Origin of the sequence: Enterobacter sp. 237C8 (genome assembly GCF_034106865.1) — a bacterium.
Classification (GTDB): Bacteria; Pseudomonadota; Gammaproteobacteria; order Enterobacterales; family Enterobacteriaceae; genus Enterobacter; species Enterobacter asburiae_B.
Genome location: NZ_JAWNDF010000001.1, coordinates 967614 through 990807 on the forward strand (window position 1 = coordinate 967614; position 23194 = coordinate 990807).

General features: G+C 57.2%; 18 protein-coding genes and 1 other RNA gene. 13 read left to right on the forward strand and 6 right to left on the reverse strand.

Features of this window, described 5'->3' with window-relative positions:
* Positions 1-232: 232 nt before the first annotated feature.
* From ppsA to USF70_RS04755, 3 genes are all read left to right on the forward strand, one after another.
* Positions 233-2611, forward strand: a complete 2379-nt coding sequence (gene ppsA / locus USF70_RS04745; protein ID WP_023311316.1) for a phosphoenolpyruvate synthase — start codon at positions 233-235, stop codon at positions 2609-2611.
* Between the two features lie 233 nt (positions 2612-2844).
* Complete coding sequence (locus tag USF70_RS04750) at positions 2845-4245, forward strand: MFS transporter (RefSeq protein ID WP_033145293.1); 1401 nt, start codon at positions 2845-2847, stop codon at positions 4243-4245.
* Positions 4246-4248: 3 nt separating this feature from the next.
* Positions 4249-6624, forward strand: coding sequence for a glycoside hydrolase family 3 N-terminal domain-containing protein (locus USF70_RS04755; RefSeq protein ID WP_320735325.1), 2376 nt, complete (start codon positions 4249-4251; stop codon positions 6622-6624).
* 5 nt (positions 6625-6629) lie between these two features.
* On the opposite strand, the gene rprA is transcribed toward USF70_RS04755, so the two are convergent.
* Both rprA and ydiK read right to left on the reverse strand, forming a co-directional pair.
* An RNA gene (gene rprA / locus USF70_RS04760) (antisense sRNA RprA) lies at positions 6630-6737 on the reverse strand.
* Between the two features lie 209 nt (positions 6738-6946).
* Complete coding sequence (gene ydiK, locus USF70_RS04765; protein WP_033145295.1) at positions 6947-8062, reverse strand: AI-2E family transporter YdiK; 1116 nt, start codon at positions 8060-8062, stop codon at positions 6947-6949.
* A gap of 199 nt (positions 8063-8261) precedes the next feature.
* Between ydiK and USF70_RS04770 the strand changes: the two genes are divergently transcribed.
* The 3 genes from USF70_RS04770 to USF70_RS04780 all read left to right on the forward strand — a co-directional run bounded on the left by USF70_RS04770 (position 8262) and on the right by USF70_RS04780 (position 12005).
* Entirely contained in the window at positions 8262-11318 is a 3057-nt protein-coding gene (locus tag USF70_RS04770) for an FAD-binding and (Fe-S)-binding domain-containing protein (protein ID WP_214578915.1), read from the forward strand.
* Positions 11315-11725: a 1,4-dihydroxy-2-naphthoyl-CoA hydrolase gene (gene menI / locus USF70_RS04775; protein WP_023311321.1), complete on the forward strand. Its 411-nt coding sequence runs from the start codon at positions 11315-11317 to the stop codon at positions 11723-11725. Before USF70_RS04770 ends, menI begins: the two co-directional genes overlap by 4 nt.
* An 85-nt stretch (positions 11726-11810) precedes the next feature.
* Positions 11811-12005: a YdiH family protein gene (locus USF70_RS04780; RefSeq protein WP_003857766.1), complete on the forward strand. Its 195-nt coding sequence runs from the start codon at positions 11811-11813 to the stop codon at positions 12003-12005.
* An 88-nt stretch (positions 12006-12093) separates the two neighbouring features.
* On the opposite strand, the gene fdhF is transcribed toward USF70_RS04780, so the two are convergent.
* The 4 genes from fdhF to ycgZ all read right to left on the reverse strand — a co-directional run bounded on the left by fdhF (position 12094) and on the right by ycgZ (position 15308).
* Entirely contained in the window at positions 12094-14244 is a 2151-nt protein-coding gene (gene fdhF / locus USF70_RS04785; protein WP_320735326.1) for a formate dehydrogenase subunit alpha, read from the reverse strand.
* Positions 14245-14435: 191 nt separating this feature from the next.
* Positions 14436-14714, reverse strand: coding sequence for a biofilm/acid-resistance regulator YmgB/AriR (locus tag USF70_RS04790; RefSeq protein WP_320735327.1), 279 nt, complete (start codon positions 14712-14714; stop codon positions 14436-14438).
* 29 nt (positions 14715-14743) lie between these two features.
* On the reverse strand, positions 14744-15064 hold the full coding sequence (locus USF70_RS04795; RefSeq protein ID WP_029739770.1) for a hypothetical protein: 321 nt from the start codon (positions 15062-15064) through the stop codon (positions 14744-14746).
* A 4-nt stretch (positions 15065-15068) separates the two neighbouring features.
* Positions 15069-15308 (reverse strand): regulatory protein YcgZ, encoded by a 240-nt coding sequence (gene ycgZ / locus USF70_RS04800; protein WP_029739771.1) that lies wholly within the window; start codon positions 15306-15308, stop codon positions 15069-15071.
* A 336-nt stretch (positions 15309-15644) separates the two neighbouring features.
* On the opposite strand from ycgZ, the gene USF70_RS04805 reads away from it, so the two are divergent.
* From USF70_RS04805 to sufS, 7 genes are all read left to right on the forward strand, one after another.
* The gene (locus tag USF70_RS04805; protein ID WP_039262103.1) at positions 15645-16865 is read left to right on the forward strand and encodes a diguanylate phosphodiesterase; all 1221 of its coding nucleotides are present in this window, start codon (positions 15645-15647) and stop codon (positions 16863-16865) included.
* Positions 16866-17053: 188 nt separating this feature from the next.
* The gene (locus USF70_RS04810; RefSeq protein WP_033145300.1) at positions 17054-17782 is read left to right on the forward strand and encodes a MerR family transcriptional regulator; all 729 of its coding nucleotides are present in this window, start codon (positions 17054-17056) and stop codon (positions 17780-17782) included.
* 313 nt (positions 17783-18095) lie between these two features.
* Positions 18096-18464 carry a Fe-S cluster assembly scaffold SufA gene (gene sufA, locus USF70_RS04815; protein WP_008500631.1) on the forward strand — a complete coding sequence of 123 codons (369 nt, stop codon included), beginning with the start codon at positions 18096-18098 and terminating at the stop codon, positions 18462-18464.
* An 8-nt stretch (positions 18465-18472) separates the two neighbouring features.
* Positions 18473-19963 carry a Fe-S cluster assembly protein SufB gene (gene sufB / locus USF70_RS04820; protein ID WP_023335409.1) on the forward strand — a complete coding sequence of 497 codons (1491 nt, stop codon included), beginning with the start codon at positions 18473-18475 and terminating at the stop codon, positions 19961-19963.
* Positions 19964-19972: 9 nt separating this feature from the next.
* A complete protein-coding gene (gene sufC, locus USF70_RS04825; RefSeq protein ID WP_033145303.1) occupies positions 19973-20719 on the forward strand; it encodes a Fe-S cluster assembly ATPase SufC in 747 nt (248 codons plus the stop codon).
* Positions 20694-21965, forward strand: coding sequence for a Fe-S cluster assembly protein SufD (gene sufD, locus USF70_RS04830; RefSeq protein WP_087822425.1), 1272 nt, complete (start codon positions 20694-20696; stop codon positions 21963-21965). Before sufC ends, sufD begins: the two co-directional genes overlap by 26 nt.
* Positions 21962-23182: a cysteine desulfurase SufS gene (gene sufS, locus USF70_RS04835; protein WP_248232748.1), complete on the forward strand. Its 1221-nt coding sequence runs from the start codon at positions 21962-21964 to the stop codon at positions 23180-23182. The genes sufD and sufS overlap by 4 nt, the downstream gene beginning before the upstream one ends.
* Positions 23183-23194: the final 12 nt, after the last annotated feature.

Here is a 23194-nt window from a genome sequence, read left to right on the forward strand (position 1 = left end):
TGATTTTCCTGAAAAGTGGATTTCATTTTTCAAATAGCGACTTTATTTTTGGGGTTTCTGGCTGAATATAGAGGAATCATTGGGTTAATCGTTGATGGGAAAGTATCCGAAAAGTTGAAATTTTAAATTGCTTACACGATTCACCGTTTTTTTAGCGGAAATAAATATGCCAGTATAAATACGTAGTCAGGTGTTACTTACTCCGATCAAATATCACAAAAGGATTGTTTCGATGTCCAACAATGGCTCGTCACCGCTGGTGCTTTGGTATAACCAACTCGGCATGAATGATGTAGACAGAGTTGGGGGCAAAAATGCCTCCCTGGGTGAAATGATTACAAATCTGTCAGGTATGGGTGTCTCCGTACCGAACGGGTTTGCCACCACCGCCGATGCCTTTAACCTGTTTTTAGACCAGAGCGGTGTTAACCAGCGCATTTACGACCTGCTGGATAAAACGGATATTGATGACGTTACCGAGCTTGCCAAAGCCGGGGCGCAGATCCGCCAGTGGATCATCGACACACCTTTCCAGCCGGAACTGGAAAAAGCCATTCACGACGCGTACAACCAGCTCTCTGCTGACGATGCGCAGGCCTCCTTTGCCGTACGTTCCTCTGCGACCGCAGAAGATATGCCGGACGCCTCGTTTGCCGGGCAGCAGGAAACCTTCCTGAACGTCCAGGGTTATGATGCGGTGCTGGTGGCGGTGAAGCACGTGTTTGCTTCCCTGTTCAACGATCGCGCCATCTCCTATCGCGTGCACCAGGGCTACGACCATCGCGGCGTGGCGCTCTCCGCTGGCGTGCAGCGCATGGTGCGCTCGGACGTGGGCTCATCCGGCGTGATGTTCTCCATTGATACCGAATCCGGCTTCGACCAGGTGGTGTTTATCACCTCCGCGTGGGGTCTGGGTGAGATGGTTGTGCAGGGCGCGGTAAACCCTGACGAATTCTACGTCCACAAGCCTACGCTGGCCGCTGGCCGTCCGGCGGTGGTGCGCCGCACCATGGGCTCGAAAAAAATCCGCATGATCTATGCCCCGACCCAGGAGCATGGCAAGCAGGTTAAAATTGAAGATGTACCGCAGGAGCAGCGCGACCGCTTCTCCCTGACCGACGCCGAAGTGCAGGAACTGGCGAAGCAGGCGGTGCAGATCGAAAAACACTACGGCCGTCCGATGGACATCGAATGGGCAAAAGACGGTAACACCGGCAAGCTGTTTATCGTGCAGGCGCGTCCGGAAACCGTCCGCTCGCGCGGTCAGGTGATGGAGCGTTATACGCTGCACGCGCAGGGTAAAATCGTGGCGGAAGGCCGCGCCATCGGCCACCGCATCGGTGCCGGTCCGGTCAAAGTGATCCACGACATCAGCGAGATGAACCGTATTGAGCCAGGCGACGTGCTGGTGACCGACATGACCGACCCGGACTGGGAACCGATCATGAAGAAAGCGGCGGCTATCGTCACCAACCGCGGCGGTCGTACCTGCCACGCGGCGATCATTGCCCGCGAGCTGGGCATTCCTGCGGTTGTCGGCTGCGGTGACGCCACCGAACGCATGAAGGACGGCCAGAACGTGACCGTCTCCTGTGCCGAAGGCGATACCGGCTACGTCTACGCCGATATCCTCGACTTCAGCGTGAAGAGCTCAAGCGTGGATACCATGCCGGACCTGCCGCTGAAGATCATGATGAACGTCGGCAACCCGGACCGCGCGTTTGACTTCGCCTGCCTGCCGAACGAAGGCGTTGGCCTGGCGCGTCTGGAATTTATCATCAACCGTATGATCGGCGTTCACCCGCGTGCGCTGCTGGAGTTTGACGACCAGGATCCGAAGCTGCAGAACGAAATCCGCGAGATGATGAAAGGCTACGACTCACCAAAAGAGTTCTACGTCGGTCGTCTGACCGAAGGGATCGCGACGCTGGGCGCCGCCTTCTATCCGAAACGCGTGATCGTGCGTCTGTCAGACTTTAAGTCTAACGAATACGCCAATCTGGTAGGCGGCGAGCGCTACGAGCCGGAAGAAGAGAACCCGATGCTTGGCTTCCGCGGAGCCGGACGCTACGTGTCCGACAGCTTCCGCGACTGCTTCGCGCTGGAGTGTGAGGCGGTGAAACGCGTGCGCAACGACATGGGGCTGACCAACGTTGAAATCATGATCCCGTTCGTGCGTACCGTGGATCAGGCGAAAGCGGTGGTGGACGAGCTTGCGCGTCAGGGTCTGAAGCGCGGCGAGAACGGGCTGAAGATCATCATGATGTGCGAAATCCCGTCCAACGCCCTGCTGGCCGAGCAGTTCCTGGAGCACTTCGACGGCTTCTCTATCGGCTCGAACGACATGACGCAGCTGACGCTGGGTCTGGACCGCGACTCCGGCGTGGTCTCCGAGCTGTTCGACGAGCGCAACGAGGCGGTGAAAGCGCTGCTCTCCATGTCCATCCGCGCGGCGAAGAAGCAGGGTAAATACGTCGGGATCTGCGGTCAGGGGCCGTCCGACCATGAAGACTTTGCCGCATGGCTGATGGAAGAGGGGATCGATAGCCTGTCCCTGAACCCGGACACCGTGGTGCAAACCTGGCTGAGCCTGGCAGAACTGAACAAGTAACGCCACGCTGACCCGAAAAGGCGAGGATATTATTCCTCGCCTTTTTTATTTCATTTCTTATTTGCTCCCCATCACAAATAAAGTAAAAAACCAAATATCATAATTTGTCTGTCAATTTAGACAATTGTTAGCGCGCAAACCGTTGCTAATACTTGAGCCTTACTGCGCATTTCCCTTAAGAAGATGCGCAACTGGTTGAAATACGTTTTAACCTGATAAAAAGGCAAATAACAATGACACTCTCCTCTGTATTGCGTACCAAAGATAAAATAGGTTATGGCTTAGGCGATATGGCCAGCGCGCTGGTCTGGCAAACGGCAACCTTATTTCTCGCTTATTTTTATACAGACGTATTTGGGCTGCCCGCCGCGATTATGGGCACCATGTTTTTAGTGGTGCGCGTGGTCGATGCGTTTGTCGATCCGTGCATTGGCGCACTGGTTGACCGCACCCGGACGCGTCACGGACGTTTCCGTCCCTGGCTGCTGTGGTTTGCTATCCCGTTTGGCGTGAGCTGCCTCATTACCTTCTATGTGCCGGACGTTGGGCCGACGGCAAAAATCGTTTACGCCTGCGTGACCTACGCGATTTTAAGTCTGATATACTCCGCGATTAACGTGCCTTACTGCGCCATGCCCGGCGCGCTGACGCTGGACCCGCGCGAGCGTCATTCTCTGCAGTCGTGGCGCTTTGGCCTGTCGTTTATCGGCGGGCTGATCGTGACGGTTATTGCCCTGCCGCTGGTCTCACTGTTAGGCCAGGGCAACGTGCAGAAAGGCTATTTCTATGCCATGAGCCTGATGGGTCTGCTGGGAATTGTGCTGTTCTTCTGCTGTTTCCTGATGACCCGCGAGCGTTATTCTCCGCGCAATGATACCTCCGGCTCCATGCTCACCGATTTAAAACTGCTGGCCGGGAACAGCCAGTGGCGGATTGTGTTTCTGTTTAATATTTTGCTGTTAACGGCGGTGGTGACGCGCGGTTCCGCCACCATGTATTACGTGAACTATGTGCTGCTGCGCCCGGATCTGGTTTTTGCCTTTATTGTTTCCGGCATGGTGGCCTCCTTAAGCGGCGCATTATTATCTGAACGGCTGCTGGGGAAATTTGACCGCGTGCGCGCCTACCAGTGGACGATTATCTCCTTCGTTATCTTCGGCGCGCTGATTTTCTTCCTGCCTCCTTCACAGGTGTGGCTAATCTTTGGCCTTAACATCGTCTTTAGCTTTATTCAAAACCTCACCACGCCGCTGCAGTGGACCATGTTCTCCGATGTGGTCGACTACGAAGAGCACCGCAGCGGTCGTCGTCTGGACGGGCTGGTCTTCTCCACCGCGCTGTTTGCCATCAAGTTTGGCCTGGCGCTGGGTGGGGCGGTCGTCGGCTGGGTGCTTGGCATGGTGGATTACGCCCCGGGCCAGGCAACCCAGGCGCCAGGCGTTCTCTCGACCATCAACGCGCTGTTCACCCTTATCCCTTGCGCGCTGTTCCTCTGCATGGTCGCGCTGCTTGCTATCTACAAACTCAACAGCCGGCTGGTGGATTCCATCGCCAGGGAGCTGGCCAGCAAGCGTGAAGTCAGACCCGAAGCGGGGCAGCTTCGCCCGGCAACCCCTTCCGCACTACAGGAGTAAAACATGACGACTATCTATAAGGACGCGGGACATCCCGTGCACGAGCGCGTCGCCGATTTACTGGCGCGCATGACCCCGGAAGAGAAGTTCGCCCAGATGCACGCGTACTGGCTGATCCTCGATGAAAACGGTAACCACCGCGAGCGCAGCGATCTGAGTGACGAATTCGCCGGCGTGAGCGAGCAGGCTGCGCTCAGCGAACGGCTGAAGCTCGGCGTCGGGCAGATCACGCGGCCGCTGGGCACCCACATCGTTGACGCGAAGACCGGCGTGCGCGCGGCGAACCGCCTGCAGCGCATTATGATGGAAGAGACGCGGCTCGGCATCCCGGCGCTGTTCCATGAAGAGTGTCTGGTGGGGCTGCTGTGCAAAGATGCTACTCTGTTCCCGTCGTCATTGAACTACGGTTCGACCTGGGATCCGGAGCTGGTGCAGCGGGCGGCAGAGCAGATTGGCAAAGAGGCGCGCTCCGTCGGCTGCCAGCAGGGGCTGGCACCGGTGCTGGACGTATCCCGCGACGTGCGCTGGGGGCGAACGGAAGAGACCTTCGGGGAGGATCCCTGGCTGGTGGGCGTAATGGCGACCGCCTACGTGAAGGGCTTACAGGGCGATAAGCGCGATCTGCTGGCGACGCTCAAGCATTACGTGGGGCATTCGTTCAGCGAAGGAGCGCGCAACCATGCGCCGGTCCACCTGGGGTTCAGCGAGCTGAACGACACCTTCCTGCTGCCGTTCGAAATGGCGGTCAAGCTGGCAAACGCCGGTTCGGTGATGCCCGCGTACCACGATATTGATAACCAGCCGGGGCACAGCGACAGCTTCCTGTTGACCACCGTCCTGCGAGAGCAGTGGGGGTTCGACGGGATTATTGTTGCGGATTACGGCGGCGTAAGCCTGCTGCACCAGCATCACGGGATTTCCCACGACGCGGCCGAATCTGCCGCGCTGGCGTTCAACGCCGGGCTGGACGTTGAGCTGCCGAAAGACGACTGCGCGCGGCATCTGGCGGAAGCGGTAGAGCGCGGGCTGATCGCTATGGCGAAGGTCGACGAGATCGTGGCGCGTACGCTGACGGAAAAATTCCGCCTTGGCCTGTTTGAAAAGCCGTACGCGGATGAAAACGGTATCGATCTGCAAAACGATATGACCCGCCAGGCCGCGCGGGAGGTGGCGACGAAATCGCTCACGCTGCTGGAAAATAACGGCATTTTACCGCTCGGCGGTAAACCCCGGGTGGCGGTGGTGGGGCCGACGGCAGACGATCCGCTGGCGTTACTCAGCGGCTACAGCTTCCCGGTGCATTTGATCATCAGCGATATGGTGGAAGAGACCTCGCAGGTCACGACCCCGCGCGCGGCGCTGGAGCAGTATCTCGGTACATCGAACGTCCGCTATGCCAAAGGGTGCCACATCATCGAAAAACGGATGGCGGGCGCGCCGGTCTTCCCGGGCGACAGCGGCGGCAAACCGATGCAGCAGTCACCGGTATCGCAAAGTACCGCCCCGATCCCCGAGGCCGTGAACGCCGCGCAGGAGAGTGACGTGGTGGTGGCCTGCGTGGGCGATCTCGCCGGGCTGTTTCAGAGCGGTACCGTGGGGGAAGGTTCCGATACCGATTCCCTGAACCTGCCGGGCGTGCAGCAACAGCTGCTGGAAGCGCTGGTCGCCACCGGTAAACCGGTGATTGTGGTCATGACCGGGGGGCGTCCATACAACCTGCAGGGTCTGGAAGATAAGGTCGCGGCGCTGATGATGGCCTGGGCGCCGGGGCAGGAAGGGGGCTGGGCGATTGCGGACGTGTTAACCGGGCGTGCGGAGCCGCAGGGTCGCCTGGTGGTGAGCGTGCCGAAAAGCGCCGGTGCGATGCCGTATTACTACAATCACAAGCTCAAAAGCGGAGGTACGCCGTTTGCGTTCCATTTCGGCTCACGTTACCCGTTTGGCTTCGGCCTCGGCTGGACGACGTTTAGCTGGGGCGCTGTCCGCGTCGCCGAAAGCAGCGTACCGGTCGACGGTGAGGTGAGGCTGAGCGTGGATATCACCAATACCGGAGAGCGCAGCGGCAGCGAGGTGGTGCAGGTTTACGTCAGGGATAAGGTCGCCACGCAGGTGCGGCCGCTTCAGGAGCTGAAGGCCTTCCAGCGCGTCACGCTCTCGCCGGGAGAAACCGCCACGCTCACCTTCACGCTGCCGGTTGAGATGTTCAACTTCACCCGTCGCGACGGAAAACGCATCGTCGAGCCGGGCGAGTTTGAGCTGCAGGTTGGCGCATCGTCGGCGGATATCCGCGAGACGGTGATGGTCAATGCGACAGGGGAAACGCGGGTGTTGCCGGCTGAGTGGCGGATGCTCAGTACCTGTGAGGTTCAACGCGCGTAGTCAGAATAAAAAAAAGCCCATCGTGGGAGATGGGCAAAGACTACACACAGCAATTCGTTGTTTCACTCAGGGGATTTCCATGCTTATAAATCAAGGTGTTGATTTATAACCGTGTGCTAATAGTAGGCATTGTGTTATTTAGCGTCGATCGGATTCGTCTCAATAGTTAAAGAGACGTAAAGAATTCTTGAGGTTATTAGCAGACTTACTGCTGAAAAGGCGGGTCTGACCAGTGAGCAACGAATAAATACTTTAGCAGTGTTTAAGTATCATGCGGGAAAGTGTAGGCCGGGTGAGCGTTAACGCCACCCGGCAGCATACCTTAATGCGTGTTCTTCTCTTCCAGCTCTTCCAGTTCGCTCAAAATCACGTCCGGGTCAGTTCCCGGCGGCGGAATTTCATGCACCCAGGCAGAGAACAGACGCCAGGTGACGGCGAGCAGCACCGGGCCGATGAACAGGCCAATCATGCCAAAGGCAATCAATCCGCCAATGACCCCGGAGAGGATCAGGATCAGCGGCAGGTCTGCGCCCATGCGGATGAGGATCGGACGAATCACGTTATCCATGGTGCCGACCACGCAGCTCCAGACCAGCAGCACCGTTCCCCACGTGGTATCGCCCGTCCAGTAGAGCCAGATAATGCTGGGAACCAGCACCAGCAGAGGTCCCAGTTGCGCAAGACAGGTCATCAGCATGACCACGGTGAACACGGTGGCGTACGGTACGCCGGAAATCGCCAGACCGATCCCGCCCAGCACCGCCTGCACCAGCGCGGTGACCACCACGCCCAGCGCAACCGCGCGCACGGCCTGCGCGGCCAGCAGCACCGCCGCGTCACCGCGTTTGCCCGCCAGGCGGGTGGCAAAGTGACGAACGCCTAAAGCCACCTGCTCGCCGCGCCAGTAGAGCAGGGCGCTGAAGAGCAGCATCAGGGTACAGTGCATCATAAAGCGGCCGATATGCGCCGCTTGCCCGACAAACCAGGTGGTGGTGGTGCCAATATACGGGCGGACTTTTGCCATCAGCGCGCTGCCGCCCATCTCCAGCAGGCTATGCCAGCCGCTGTAGAGTTTGGCGCCCACCAGCGGAATGCTGTTCAGCCAGGCGAGATCCGGCAGCGTCAGGTCGCCGCTGCTAATGGCGCGAATAACCGGGCCACTCGAATCCACCAGGCTATTTACCAGCAGGGCAATCGGAATGATAAACAGCAGGAACAGCAGGAGCGTCATGACCAGCACGGCGAGCCCACGACGGCCGAACAGCAGCTTCTGCAAGCGCAGCAGCAAAGGCCACGTGGCCACGACAACGGTCGCAGCCCACGCAAAGCCGAGAATAAAGGGTTGAACAATCCACAGACACGCAATAATCATGAGGGCCAGAAACAGCACCGACAGCAAAATTTGCGCAACATCCCTGGGCTGGCGAAGATTGACCATAAATGAAACTTTCCTTAAAAGAACGCCAGTACGACTGGCGGGAACGGAAAACCGCGTCTCTTTAATCATTAATGATCTCAGCGGTTTTTAACAGGCGAATTCTGCCTGTAATTCAGCAGAGATTATAAGAAAAAAATGTGATAAAACTTTTAAGATACACGCAAACGATTTCATACAACTCTAATTAGGGTCGACAGTCATGATCCCACAGATTTCTCAGGCACCTGGCGTCGTTCAGCTGGTGCTTAATTTTTTGCAAGCACTGGAGCAACAGGGTTTTACAGGTGATACCGCCACGAACTATGCCGACAGGCTGACGATGGCGACCGATAACAGTATCTACCAGCTTCTTCCCGATGCCGTGGTTTTCCCCCGTTCAACTGCCGACGTCGCGCTTATCGCCCGGCTGGCCACGCAGGAGCGGTTTGCCTCGCTGGTCTTCACGCCGCGCGGCGGCGGCACCGGAACCAACGGTCAGGCGCTGAACCAGGGCATCATTGTTGATATGTCGCGCTATATGAACCGCATCATTGAGATCAACCCGGAAGAGGGGTGGGTGCGGGTCGAAGCGGGCGTCATCAAAGATCAGCTTAATCAGTATCTCAAGCCGTACGGCTACTTTTTTGCCCCTGAGCTTTCCACCAGCAACCGCGCCACCCTTGGCGGGATGATTAACACGGATGCCTCCGGGCAGGGCTCGCTGGTCTACGGTAAAACCTCCGATCACGTGCTGGGCGTGCGTGCGGTGCTGCTGGGCGGCGATATTCTCGATACCCAGCCGATGCCGGTTGAACTGGCGGAAACGCTGGGCAAAGACAACACCGCTAGCGGGCGCATCTATCGTACCGTGCTGGAACGTTGCCGCGACAACCGCCAGCTTATTCTCGATAAATTCCCCAAGCTGAACCGCTTCCTGACCGGGTACGATCTGCGACACGTCTTCAACGATGACCTGACCCAGTTTGATTTAACCCGCGTGCTGACCGGCTCCGAAGGGACGCTGGCGTTTATTACCGAAGCGCGGCTGGATATCACCCGGTTGCCGAAAGTGCGCCGTCTGGTGAACGTCAAATATGACTCCTTCGACTCCGCGCTGCGCAATGCGCCGTTTATGGTGCAAGCGCAGGCGCTGTCGGTGGAGACCGTCGACTCTAAGGTGCTCAATCTTGCCCGGGAAGATATTGTCTGGCACTCCGTAAGCGACCTCATTACCGACGTGCCGGACAAAGAGATGCTCGGTCTTAATATCGTGGAATTTGCCGGCGATGATGCGGAGCTGATTGAGCGTCAGGTCACCACGCTCTGCCAGCGTCTGGACGAGCTGATTGCGCAGGGTGAAGGCGGCGTGATCGGCTGGCAGCTCTGTAACGATCTGGCCGGGATTGAGCGTATCTATGCGATGCGTAAAAAAGCCGTGGGCCTGCTCGGCAATGCGAAAGGGGCGGCGAAGCCCATTCCCTTTGCCGAAGATACCTGCGTGCCGCCCGAGCATCTGGCGGATTACATCGTGGAGTTTCGCGCCCTGCTGGACAGCCACGGCCTGAGCTATGGCATGTTCGGCCACGTCGACGCCGGGGTACTGCACGTGCGTCCGGCGCTGGACATGTGCGACCCGCAGCAGGAGATCCTGATGAAGCAGATCTCCGACGACGTGGTGGCCTTAACCGCCAAATACGGCGGCCTGCTGTGGGGGGAGCACGGGAAAGGGTTCCGCGCGGAGTACAGCCCGGCATTCTTCGGCGAACAGCTCTACGCGGAATTGCGTAAGGTGAAAGCGGCGTTCGACCCGCATAACCGCCTCAACCCGGGTAAAATCTGCCCGCCTGAGGGTGTTGATGCCCCGATGCTGCAGGTGGATGCCGTCAAGCGCGGCACGTACGACAGGCAGATCCCTATTGCGGTGCGCTCGTCCTGGCGCGGCGCGATGGAGTGCAACGGCAATGGCCTGTGCTTTAACTTTGATGTGAAAAGCCCGATGTGCCCGTCGATGAAAATCACCAGCAACCGTATTCACTCGCCGAAAGGGCGGGCGACGCTGGTGCGCGAGTGGCTGCGTCTGCTGGCCGACCGCGGGGTGGATCCGCTCAAGCTGGAGCAGGAGCTGCCGGAAAAACGGGCCAGCCTGCGCTCGCTGATTGAGCGCACCCGCAACAGCTGGCATGCCAACAAGGGCGAGTATGATTTCTCCCACGAGGTGAAAGAGGCGATGTCCGGCTGTCTGGCCTGTAAAGCCTGCTCCACCCAGTGCCCGATTAAAATCGACGTGCCGGAGTTCCGCTCGCGTTTCCTGCAGCTTTACCACACCCGATACCTCCGCCCGGTGCGCGACCATCTGGTGGCGACGGTGGAAAGCTACGCGCCGCTGATGGCGCGTGCGCCAAAGACCTTCAACTTCTTTATCAACCAGCCGCTGGTGCGCAAGCTCTCCGAAAAACACATCGGCATGGTCGATCTGCCGCTGCTGTCGGTCCCGTCTCTGCAGCGCCAGCTCGTCGGTCACCGTTCGGCGAACATGACCCTGGAACAGCTGGAGGCGCTCGCTCCGGAGCAAAAAGGCAATATGGTGCTGGTGGTGCAGGATCCGTTCACCAGCTACTACGATGCGCAGGTCGTGGCCGATTTCGTCCGTCTGGCGGAGAAGGTGGGCTACCAGCCGGTTGTGCTGCCGTTCTCTCCCAACGGCAAGGCGCAGCACATTAAGGGTTTCCTGAACCGATTTGCGAAGACCGCGCAGAAAACGTCTGACTTCTTAAACCGCGTGGCGCAACTCGGGATACCGATGGTCGGTGTCGATCCGGCGCTGGTGCTTTGCTATCGCGATGAATACAAGCAGACGCTGGGCGATAAGCGCGGTGATTTCAACGTCATGCTGGTGCACGAGTGGCTTCCGGTGGCGCTGGCAGATAAAGCCGTTCAGGATGTCAGCGGTGAACCGTGGTATCTCTTCGGCCACTGCACGGAAGTGACCGCGCTGCCGGGTGCCCCCGCGCAGTGGGCGTCCGTTTTTGCCCGCTTCGGTGCGAAGCTGGAGAGCGTCAACGTAGGCTGCTGCGGGATGGCCGGAACCTACGGACACGAAGTGAAAAACCACGCCAACTCGCTCGGCATCTATGAGCTGTCCTGGCATCAGGCGATGCAGCGTTTGCCGCGAAACCGCTGTCTGGCGACGGGCTACTCCTGTCGCAGCCAGGTAAAACGGGTAGAAGGTAACGGTGTGCGTCACCCATTGCAGGCTTTACTGGAGATAATTGGATGATCTGGAAACGTGCCGTGACGCTGCAGGCGCTGAACGCCATGGGCGAGGGGAATATGGTGGGGCTGCTGGATATCCAGTTCATCCGCATTGGCGACGATGAGATTGAGGCCACCATGCCCGTCGATAGTCGCACCCACCAGCCGTTTGGTTTATTGCACGGCGGGGCCTCCGTCGTGCTGGCCGAAACGCTGGGCTCGGTGGCGGGGTATCTCTGTACCGAAGGGGAGCAGAAGGTTGTCGGACTTGAGGTGAATGCTAACCACATTCGCTCGGTGCGCAGCGGGCGCGTGCGCGGTGTTTGCCGCGCGCTGCACGCCGGAAGCCGCCATCAGGTGTGGCAGATAGATATTCTCGATGAGCAGGATCGCCTGTGCTGCTCGTCGCGGCTGACCACGGCGGTTGTGTAAAGTTTTCAGATGTTTTGCCTTTGGTCAAAAACTAGCCAGTCCGTTGTGATATACTGGTCAGGTTTTGTACATAAGCGAGGACATCATGGATACTGAAATAACCCCAACACAGCTGGCAATTGAATATTTACGTCGCGATAAGAGCAACCTGTCTCCGGCGCAGTACCTGAAAAAGCTGAAACAGCTTGAGCTGGAATTTACAGATTTGCTGGCGCTCTCTTCGAATGAACTGAAAGAAGAGATCTACTTTGCCTGGCGGTTGGGCGTTCACGTCCATTGAGTACATGAGAATAAAAGGGCCGCGAGTGCGGCCTTTTTTGTGTCTGAAATTCAGTATCGGGCGGCGGTGACGCCACCCGATATTTTCCTCAGACATTGACGGCGTTGATCAGCCGCGACTTCATGGACTGATACGCCGACGCCGCAAAATCCTCCGCCCAGCGCTGGTCCTCAATCGCCTCAAGCTGCACCGCACAGTACTTCGTTTCCGGCGTTTTGGAGATGGGATCGAGATTATCCTGGGTCAGCTCGTTGCAGGCGCCAATCCACCACTGATAGGTCATGTAGACCGCCCCGGCGTTGATACGCTCGCTGATGCTGGCGCGGGTAATCACTTTGCCGCGACGCGAGCGCACCCAGACCAGCTGGCCCTCCGCGATGCCCAGCTTTTCCGCATCGGCAGGGTTCATTTGCACCCGGCCCGGCTCATCGGCCAGGCTTTGCAGCGCGGCGCAGTTCCCGGTCATCGAGCGGCAGGAGTAGTGCCCCACTTCACGGACCGTACACAGCACCAGCGGGAAATCCGCGTCCGGAGTTTCCGCCGGTGCGCGCCACGGGGCAGCAAAGAGCTGCCCTTTACCGGTTGGGGTGTCGAACTGATTGTCTTTGTACAGGTACGGCGTTCCCGGATGATCCAGCGTCGGGCACGGCCACTGCACGTGGCCCATCTCGCCCATTTTTTCATACGTCACGCCGTAGAAGAGAGGGCACAGCTCGCGCATTTCGTCCCAGATCTGCTGGTTGGAGTCATAATGCATCGGGTAGCCCATCTCGGTGGCGAGCAGGCTGATGATTTCCCAGTCGCGCTTCACGTTGCCGCTGGCCTCAATGGCTTTGCCAAAACGCTGGAATCCGCGATCGGCACAGGTAAAGACGCCGCCGTGTTCACCCCAGGAGGTGGCAGGAAGCAGAACGTCCGCCACTTCTGCCGTTTTGGTCATAAAGATGTCCTGGACCACGACAAAGTCGAGCGCCTCAAAACCGCTGCGAACGAGACCGAGATCGGCTTCGGTCTGAAGCGGATCTTCCCCCATGATGTAGTAGGCCTTGACCTTGCCTTCCAGCGCCAGATGAGGCACCTCGGTAATGCGCGTCCCGACCCGATCGTCCATTTTATCTGCGTCAATTCCCCAGGCATCGGCAAACTTCTGCCTGACCGCCGGATCGGTCACATCCTGATAGCCCGGGAACATATTCGGCAGAACGCCCATATCGCAGGCGCCCTGAACGTTGTTTTGTCCGCGCACCGGCCCGACGCCGACGGCAGGGCGGCCGAGGTTGCCGGTCAGCAGCGCCAGGCTGGAAAGCCCTTTGACCACATCCACGGCCTGACCAAACTGGGTCACGCCCATACCCCACATCACGGTGGCGGAAGGGGCCGCCGCGAAGGTGCGCATCGCCTGACGAACGTCGCGGGCGGGAATGCCGGTAAGATGCTCAACCTTCTCCGGCGCATAGTCTTTCACCGTCTGGCGATAGGCCTCAAGCCCCTCGGTAAAGCGCGCCACGTAGCTTTTGTCGTAGAGCTCCTCTTCCAGCAGCACGAAGCCAAAGGCGTTCACCAGCGCCATATTGCTGCCGTTTTTCAGCTGCAGATGCTGGTCGGCGATGCGCGCCGTTTCAATGCGCCGCGGATCGCAGACGATAATTTTTGCGCCATTTTCCCGCGCTTTCAGCACGCGTCGGGCGACGATAGGGTGGGAGTCCGCGCAGTTATAGCCAAACACCAGCAGGCATTTTGAGTTTTCAATATCGTTGATTGAGTTGCTCATCGCGCCGTTGCCGAGCGTTTCCTGTAAACCGGCCACGGAAGGGCCGTGACAAACGCGCGCGCAGCAGTCCACGTTGTTAGTGTTAAGCACCGCGCGGGCAAATTTTTGCATCACATAGTTTGTTTCATTGCCGGTTCCGCGAGAGGAACCGGTGGTCATGATCGACCGCGGCCCGTGCTGCGCTTTAATGCTGCTGAGTTTGTGCGCGGTGTAGCGGATAGCCTCTTCCCAGGTGACGGGAGTAAATGCCTCGCCTTTATGGTAGCGGATCATCGGCTGGGTCAGGCGCGGGGTGAGCAGACGGGTATCGTTGAGGAAGTCCCAGCCGTAAAAGCCTTTCAGACACAGGGTGCCCTGGTTTGTGACGCCTTCTGCGGCTTCGGCACGGATGATACGGTTATTTTCAACGACAAGGTTTAATTTACAGCCTGCACCGCAGTAGGGGCAGACGCTGGCGATCTTTTTCATCAATAACAGACCTGTTAAGAAATGAAGCAAAGTTGACTGGAAAACCCAGTCCCGTAAGCAGAGGTAAGCAGGAACCGTGCCAGGTTGGCTTTGCTGATTTAACAGGGTATTAAGCGGGGAAGACGCGTGTCATCGTCAGAACATTCGTCAGTTTTGACGATGACACGAAAGCAGGATGAGTGGCCGTGAAATTACAGGTCGTCCATGGTGTAGCCCACGACAATTTCCAGCGTCTTGCGAATTACATCCGCCTGGACAACATCGTGGGTCGCTTCCAGCGTCTGAATGAGCCAGAGGATTATCGCTTTGTTGGACAGATGGCCTTCGGAGGCCAGAACACAGCGTACTGCAGTAGAAAAAATAGCGGACTCTTCAGCAAAACGATCGCCTGCATGACGGAAATATTCCGCCAGCGCATTGTCTAAAAAAGCAGAGTGGTATTCGGGTTGAAGCTGAATATTTTGTCTCATTTGTTCTCACCGTAGCTGTTAAATTGCAGTCAATGTATTTTTTTGGGGTCGGACGGTTTTCCACTTCCAAATAACGGCACTACATTGTCTCTGTTATCGTTGAGAGGTCCCTCTCTGTTCGTTCGTCCTTGCGCGGTTCTGCGACGTTTAAAGGCGATGCTGTTTGAGCCGATCTCGGCAATCACCACCGCTAGTGTCTCCCGCCGCCGGGGATCCTTTTCATGTTCTTTCATAACCCGCAGACGCTGCAGCAATCCTTCGGTTGTCACTGGCCCCCGCTCTTTCAGAAGAGAGAGAACGGCTTCACCGATAAGCGTGTCGATCAGTCGGTCTGCGTCACTGCTATTCATCACGTTACCGTTCGAAGAGCAGACCAAGCAGCATGTGGTAGTGCTCTTCCTCTTCCGGACCATCGGCCCTTTCGAGGCGGCTGAGCAGTTTGGTACAGAGCGATTTGCGATTCAGGTTTCGCCCGTCGCTGAGGATTTCGACAACCACCTGGCCCAGCGTCTCCTGCTGAGTAGGAAGCGCCGCCTTTTCGAAGTACTGTGCGATCGCTGCTGCGGAATCTGTGGCGTAACCTTTCTGCTGCATGTTTCGCTCCTGTAAAATTTTGTAATCACTAACGTTACAATTAAGGTATATACAATTCTTAAATCTGTACACTTAAAATGTACAGATTTTTAATATTTTTATGATATATTTTATAAATTGCTTTATTTTCAGGTGGTTAATTAGTTGGTATGAACCGGTAATGTTACAGGATATATTGTACAAAAAGGTCTGACACTGGTAAGTTGTACAGCGCAGAAAAATGTTTCATTAACTGCCGTAAATGATTGAGATGTAAATTATTTGTCAGGCAATGAATGTGCTATAAATGATACTTATCCACCGTTTTGTGGCCAAAACCCTAACCCCAGGAATCGCATGCTCACAACCATCATTTACCGCAGCCATATCTGCGAGGACGTTCCAGTGAAAGCGCTGGAAGCCATGGTCGCTGCAGCAAATAGTAAAAACCGGCAATCCAACGTCACGGGGATCCTGCTGTTTAACGGCACACATTTTTTTCAGCTGCTTGAAGGGCCAGTGGAACACGTCTCTGCTATCTATGAGCAGATCTGCAACGACCCGCGCCACCATAACGTGGTGGAGCTGATGCGCGATCACGGACCTGTCCGGCGTTTTGGCAACGTGGGCATGGAGCTTTTTGATTTGCGCCACTTCGACAGGGAAGAAGTGCTGCAGCAGGTGCTCAACAGGGGGACGACACGCTATCAGCTGACGTATAATGACCGCCCGCTGCAGTTTTTCCGCACCTTTGTCGAGGCCACGGAAAAAGCGAACTATTTTGAACTGCCGCCTGCGGATTCCTGGGAGTTCGTTCGCGAAGAAACGCGCCTGTCCGCGCAGCCCGAAGTGGTCGCGAAAGGGGCGGATTGCAGCTTTGCGTTCCAGCCGATAGTCGATCCGTTTATGCAGCAGGTCGTCTCCTGGGAGGCGCTTCTCCGCACGCCTGACGGCGGCGCACCGGGAGATTACTTTGCTAATCTGCCGCGTGACGAGGTGTACGCCTCTGATTTACACAGCAAGCAGGTGGCGCTCTCCATGGCCAGCGCGCTGGGGCTACAGGATCAGACGTTATCCCTCAACCTGCGGCCCATGACGCTGGTCAACATTCCCAACGCCGTGGATTTCCTGCTCACCGCGATTGAAGCCAATGGGTTTGTACCCGAGCAAATTGTGGTGGAGTTCACCGAGAGCGAAGCCATTTCCCGTTTTGATGAATTCACGGATTCGGTCAGGCAGTTAAAAAGCGCGGGTATCAGCGTGACGATCGATCACTTTGGCGCCGGTTTTGCCGGGCTGCAGCTGCTGGCGCAGTTCCAGCCGGACAGAATTAAGATTAATCGCGATCTGGTCGCGAACGTGCATAAAAGTGGCCCCCGACAGGCCATTATTCAGGCGATTATTAAATGCTGCTCCTCGCTTGAGATCCAGTTCTGCGCGGTAGGAGTAGAGAAGGCTGAAGAGTGGATGTGGCTGGAATCCGCCGGGATTTCCCAGTTCCAGGGACATCTTTTTGCCAGCCCGCGACACGGCGGTATTCCCGCGATTGCGTGGCCGGAGAAAAAGTTCGACTTCTGATAAAGCTGTACACATTACGGCAGAGTTAACTGTACGAATGGTAATTTTTATACAACAATGTATTAACAGGTGAAGGGAGGAGTAGCCCATTCACCTGAGCAAAATGCGGTCTTAGTTATACAAATGGTGTGTACAATCTGATAAGGTTGGTGCAGTTAGGTATGGAAGTTCTGAGCGTGAGGGAGTTAATGGCCTATTACAGTATCGGCGAAGTGGCCGAACGATGCGGTATCAACCCCGTTACGCTGCGTGCCTGGCAGCGCCGTTATGGATTGTTGAAGCCGCAGCGCAGCGAAGGGGGTCATCGTCAGTTTGACGATGAAGATATCCTCCGCATAGAAGAGATCAAGCGCCTGATGAAAAGCGGCGTCTCGGTCGGAAAAGTCAAAGCCTTGCTGGAAAACAAAGAAGTATTGACTCAGGGCAACTGGGTCTCGTTCCAGGAAGAGATGATGACCGTTCTGCGTTACGCCAGCCCGGCAAAGCTGCGCGCCAAAATGGGCGAATTCCGCCGCGATCACGCGATAGATGCGCTGATTGACAATATTATTTCTCCCGTTCGTCAGCGCATGAATCAGGATCAAAACACCGTGCGCCACATGGCGAGCCTGTTTGACGGCGTCCTGATCGAATTCGCGATTGCAAGCCTGGCGGAATCCCGCAAAAAAGCTGGTAAAGACGCCCTCCTGATTGGCTGGGAATGCGATGACCGCACCCACCTGTGGCTGGAAGCCGCGCGCTTATCGCAGAAGGGATGGCACATTGACGTCCTGGCGGAACCTATTGATTCGCCGCGTCCTGAACTGTTCCCTGGGCAAAAAATCTTCGTCTGGACGGGGAAATCCCCAACGCCTCGCCAGCAGGAACAGCTCGACCACTGGCGTGAACAGGGGTTTGCTGTCTCATTTCATCACTGATTAACAGAGGCCTTGAGGGCCTTTTTTTGTTTTTGTCATTTTCTGAGCAAAAGCTATCTCAAAAATAGGCATTTCCGATGCATATTTTACTTTTCTCTTCCCCGTCATAAATGCCGCGACGAAATGCATTATTAATCAATGCATTGAACAAATACATCCATCCTGACTGCATCCTCTCACAGGGTCTATGCTTAATAAAAGTAGGCAAAAAGGGCGGTTTAGCCGAATGCCCCTGCTGACAGAGGGTTGAAGTGATAATCGTTATCACTAACATGGTGTTATGCCCTGATGGCTTATCAGATGAGGTGGACCTATGGAACTGCATTCAGAAACCTTTAATCCTGCCGATTTTGCCTGGCGCGGCTTAACGCTCACGCCAGCGGCGGCGGCACATATTCACGAGCTGGTGGCGAAAAAGCCCGAGATCCTTGGCGTGCGTTTAGGCGTCAAACAGACCGGCTGCGCGGGTTTCGGCTACGTGCTCGATACCGTCACCGAACCCGAGAAAGATGACCTGGTGTTCGAGACTGACGGCGCGAAGCTGTACGTCGCGCTGCAGGCCATGCCGTTTATTGACGGCACCGAAGTGGACTACGTCCGCGAAGGCTTAAACCAGTTATTCAAATTTCATAACCCGAAAGCCCAGAACGAATGCGGCTGCGGCGAAAGCTTTGGGGTATAGGCGGTACTATGTCTCGTAATACTGAAGCAACGAGTGAAGTAAATACCTGGGGCGGTGGGCACCTCAACTATAAAGAGGGGTTCTTCACCCAGCTGCAGACCGATGAGCTGGCGAAAGGCATCAACGAAGATGTCGTGCGGGCGATCTCGGCGAAACGCAACGAGCCCGAGTGGATGCTGGAGTTCCGCCTGAGCGCCTTCCGCGCCTGGCTGGAGATGGAAGAACCGCACTGGCTGAAAGCGCACTACGACAAGCTGAACTATCAGGATTACAGCTACTACTCCGCGCCCTCCTGCGGCAGCTGTGACGATACCTGCGCCTCGCAGCCCGGCGCGGTGCAGCAAACCGGTGCGGAGAACAGTTTCCTCAGCAAAGAGGTGGAAGAAGCCTTTAACCAGCTTGGCGTGCCCGTGCGTGAGGGGAAAGAGGTGGCGGTAGACGCCATTTTCGACTCCGTCTCGGTGGCGACCACCTACCGCGAGAAGCTGGCAGAGCAGGGGATCATTTTCTGCTCCTTCGGCGAAGCGATTCACGATCATCCGGAACTGGTGAAAAAGTACATTGGGACCGTGGTGCCCTCTAACGACAACTTCTTTGCGGCGCTCAACGCGGCGGTAGCCTCTGACGGCACCTTTATCTATGTGCCGAAAGGCGTGCGCTGCCCGATGGAGCTGTCCACCTATTTCCGCATCAATGCCGAAAAAACCGGCCAGTTCGAACGCACGATTCTGGTCGCGGATGAAGGCAGCTACGTCAGCTATATCGAAGGGTGCTCCGCCCCGGTCCGCGACAGCTACCAGCTGCACGCGGCGGTGGTGGAGGTCATCATCCACAAAGATGCCGAGGTGAAATACTCCACGGTGCAAAACTGGTTCCCGGGCGACGGCAATACCGGCGGTATCCTGAACTTCGTCACCAAGCGCGCGCTGTGCGAAGGCGAAAACAGCAAGATGTCGTGGACCCAGTCTGAAACCGGCTCTGCCATCACCTGGAAATACCCGAGCTGCATTCTGCGCGGGGATAACTCCATCGGCGAGTTTTACTCGGTGGCGCTGACCAGCGGCCATCAGCAGGCCGATACCGGCACCAAGATGATCCACATCGGTAAAAACACCAAATCAACCATCATCTCGAAAGGGATCTCTGCCGGGCATAGCCAGAACAGCTATCGCGGGCTGGTGAAAATCATGCCGACGGCCACCAATGCGCGAAACTTTACCCAGTGTGACTCGATGCTGATTGGCGCAGACTGCGGGGCGCATACCTTCCCGTACGTCGAGTGCCGTAACAACACGGCCCAGCTTGAGCACGAGGCGACGACGTCGCGGATTGGGGAAGATCAGCTTTTCTACTGCCTGCAGCGCGGGATCAGCGAAGAAGACGCCATCTCGATGATCGTTAACGGCTTCTGTAAGGACGTGTTCTCTGAACTGCCGCTGGAATTTGCCGTTGAAGCCCAGAAACTCCTCGCCATTAGTCTTGAACACAGCGTCGGTTAAGGAAAGCACATGTTAAGCATTAAAGATTTACAGGTTAGCGTAGAAGACAAAGCCATCCTGCGTGGCCTCAATTTTGACGTCAGGCCGGGCGAAGTTCACGCCATCATGGGGCCGAACGGCTCGGGGAAAAGTACGCTGTCTGCGACGTTGGCGGGGCGCGAAGATTATGAGGTAACCCACGGCTCGGTGGAGTTTAACGGCAAAGATCTGCTTGAGATGTCGCCGGAAGACCGCGCGGGAGAAGGCATCTTCATGGCCTTCCAGTACCCTGTCGAAATTCCGGGCGTCAGCAATCAGTTCTTCCTGCAGACGGCGCTGAATGCGGTGCGCAAGTATCGCGGCCTGGAGGCGCTGGATCGCTTTGACTTCCAGGACCTGATGGAAGAGAAGATCAAGCTGCTGAAAATGCCGGAAGATCTGCTGACCCGTTCGGTGAACGTTGGCTTTTCCGGCGGCGAGAAAAAGCGTAACGACATTCTGCAGATGGCGGTGCTGGAGCCCGAGCTGTGCATTCTGGATGAGACCGACTCCGGTCTGGATATCGACGCCCTGAAGATTGTCGCTGACGGCGTGAATTCCCTGCGCGACGGCAAGCGTTCGTTCATTATCGTCACCCACTACCAGCGCATTCTGGACTACATCAAGCCGGATTACGTTCACGTGCTTTACCAGGGGCGTATTGTGAAATCCGGTGATTTCACGCTGGTTAAACAACTGGAGGAGCAGGGCTATGGCTGGCTTACCGAACAGCAGTAATGCGCTCCAGCAGTGGCACCGGCTGTTTGAAGCCCAGGGCGGCACGCGCTCTGAGCAGGCGCAGCAGCATCTGCAGCAGATGCTGCGTCTCGGCCTGCCGACGCGTAAGCATGAGAACTGGAAATACACTCCGCTTGACGGCCTGCTGAACGCCGAGTTTGTGACCCGTCTGGCAGATCTCACCCCGGCGCAGCGTGACGCGCTGGCCGTAAACGTGGATGCCGTGCGCCTGGTGTTTGTCGACGGTGAGTTCCGTCCGGAGCTGAGCGACGACCTTCAGGGGAGCGGATTTGAGATTGAGATAAACGACGATCGCCAGCCCCTGAGCGCCCCGGTTCAGCCTGAGGTTTTCCTGCACCTGACCGAGAGCCTGGCCCGCAGCGTGACGCATATCCGCGTGAAGCGTAACCAGCGTCCGGCAAAACCGCTGCTGCTGATGCACATCACCCAGGGTCTGGACGGCGACGAAATCAACACCGCGCACTATCGCCACCATCTTGAGCTGGCGGAGGGGGCGGAGGCCACGGTAATCGAACATTACGTCAGCCTCAACGATATCCGGCACTTTACCGGATCGCGTCTGACGATGAACGTTGCCGCCAATGCCCAGCTTCACCACGTCAAGCTGGCGTTTGAGAATGCGCAGAGCCACCACTTTGCCCATAACGACATTGTGCTGGGTCAGGATGCCGCGGCGTACAGCCACAGCTTCCTGCTCGGCGGGTCGGTATTGCGCCACAACACCAGCACGCAGCTTAACGGTGAAAACACCACGCTGCGCATCAACAGCCTGGCGATGCCGGTTAAATCTGAAGTGTGCGACACGCGCACCTGGCTTGAGCACAACAAAGGCTACTGCAACAGCCGCCAGCTGCACAAAACTATCGTGAGTGATAAAGGGCGCGCGGTGTTTAACGGACTGATTAACGTGGCGCAGCACGCCATTAAAACCGACGGTCAGATGACCAACAACAATCTGCTGTTAGGTCGCCTGGCGGAAGTGGACACCAAACCGCAGCTGGAGATCTACGCCGATGACGTGAAGTGCAGCCACGGTGCGACGGTCGGGCGCATCGACGACGAGCAGATGTTCTACCTGCGTTCCCGCGGTATCGACCAGCAGGCGGCGCAGAAAATGATTATCTATGCGTTTGCCGCCGAACTGACGGAAGCGCTGAACGATGGTCAGTTGAAACAGCAGGTGCTGGCGCGTATCGGTCAGCGTCTGCCTGGAGGCGAAGCATGAGTTTTCCCGTCGAGAAAGTACGGGCAGATTTTCCGGTTCTGACCCGTGAAGTAAACGGTCTTCCTCTGGCCTATCTGGACAGCGCGGCCAGCGCGCAGAAGCCTAACCCGGTAGTGGATGCGGAAGCCGAGTTTTATCGCCACGGCTACGCCGCCGTGCATCGCGGTATTCATACCCTGAGCGCCGAGGCGACCCAGCGTATGGAAAACGTGCGCACGCAAATTGCCGCCTTCCTCAATGCGAAATCGCCTGAAGAGCTGGTCTTCGTGCGCGGAACTACCGAAGGGATCAACCTTGTCGCTAACAGCTGGGGCAACGCGCAGGTCCACGCGGGGGATAATATTATCATCACCCAGATGGAGCACCACGCCAATATCGTGCCGTGGCAGATGCTCTGTGAGCGCATTGGCGCGCAGCTGCGGGTCATTCCGCTTAACCTTGACGGGACGCTGCAGCTCGAGCAGCTCGACGCACTGCTGGATGACCGCACGCGGCTGGTGGCGGTCACCCAGGTCTCCAACGTGCTGGGGACGGAAAACCCGGTGGCAGAGATTATCGAAAAAGCCCACCAGGCCGGCGCGAAGGTGCTGATTGACGGCGCTCAGGCGGTGATGCACCACGCGGTAGACGTTCAGGCGCTGGACTGCGATTTCTACGTCTTTTCAGGCCACAAGCTCTATGGGCCGACCGGGATTGGCGTGCTGTACGTGAAAGAAGATATCCTGCAGGCGATGCCGCCGTGGGAAGGGGGCGGATCGATGATCGCCACCGTCAGCCTGACGGAAGGCACCACCTATGCGCGCGCGCCGTGGCGTTTTGAGGCGGGCACACCCAACACCGGCGGGATTATCGGGCTGGGGGCGGCGGTCTCCTACGTCTCCGCAATCGGCCTTCAGAGCATTCAGGAGTACGAACAGCTGCTGATGCACTATGCGCTTGCCGAGCTTGCCAGCGTGCCGGATCTGACCCTCTACGGGCCTGCCGACCGGCAAGGGGTGATCGCGTTCAATCTCGGGAAACATCACGCCTATGACGTGGGCAGTTTCCTCGATAACTACGGCGTGGCGGTCCGTACCGGGCACCACTGCGCCATGCCGCTGATGGCGTTTTACCAGGTGCCGGCAATGTGCCGCGCGTCGCTGGTGATGTACAACACAACGGAAGAGGTCGACAGGCTGGTGGCGGGGCTTAAGCGCATTCACCAGCTGCTGGGCTAACGGAGAGGCGAA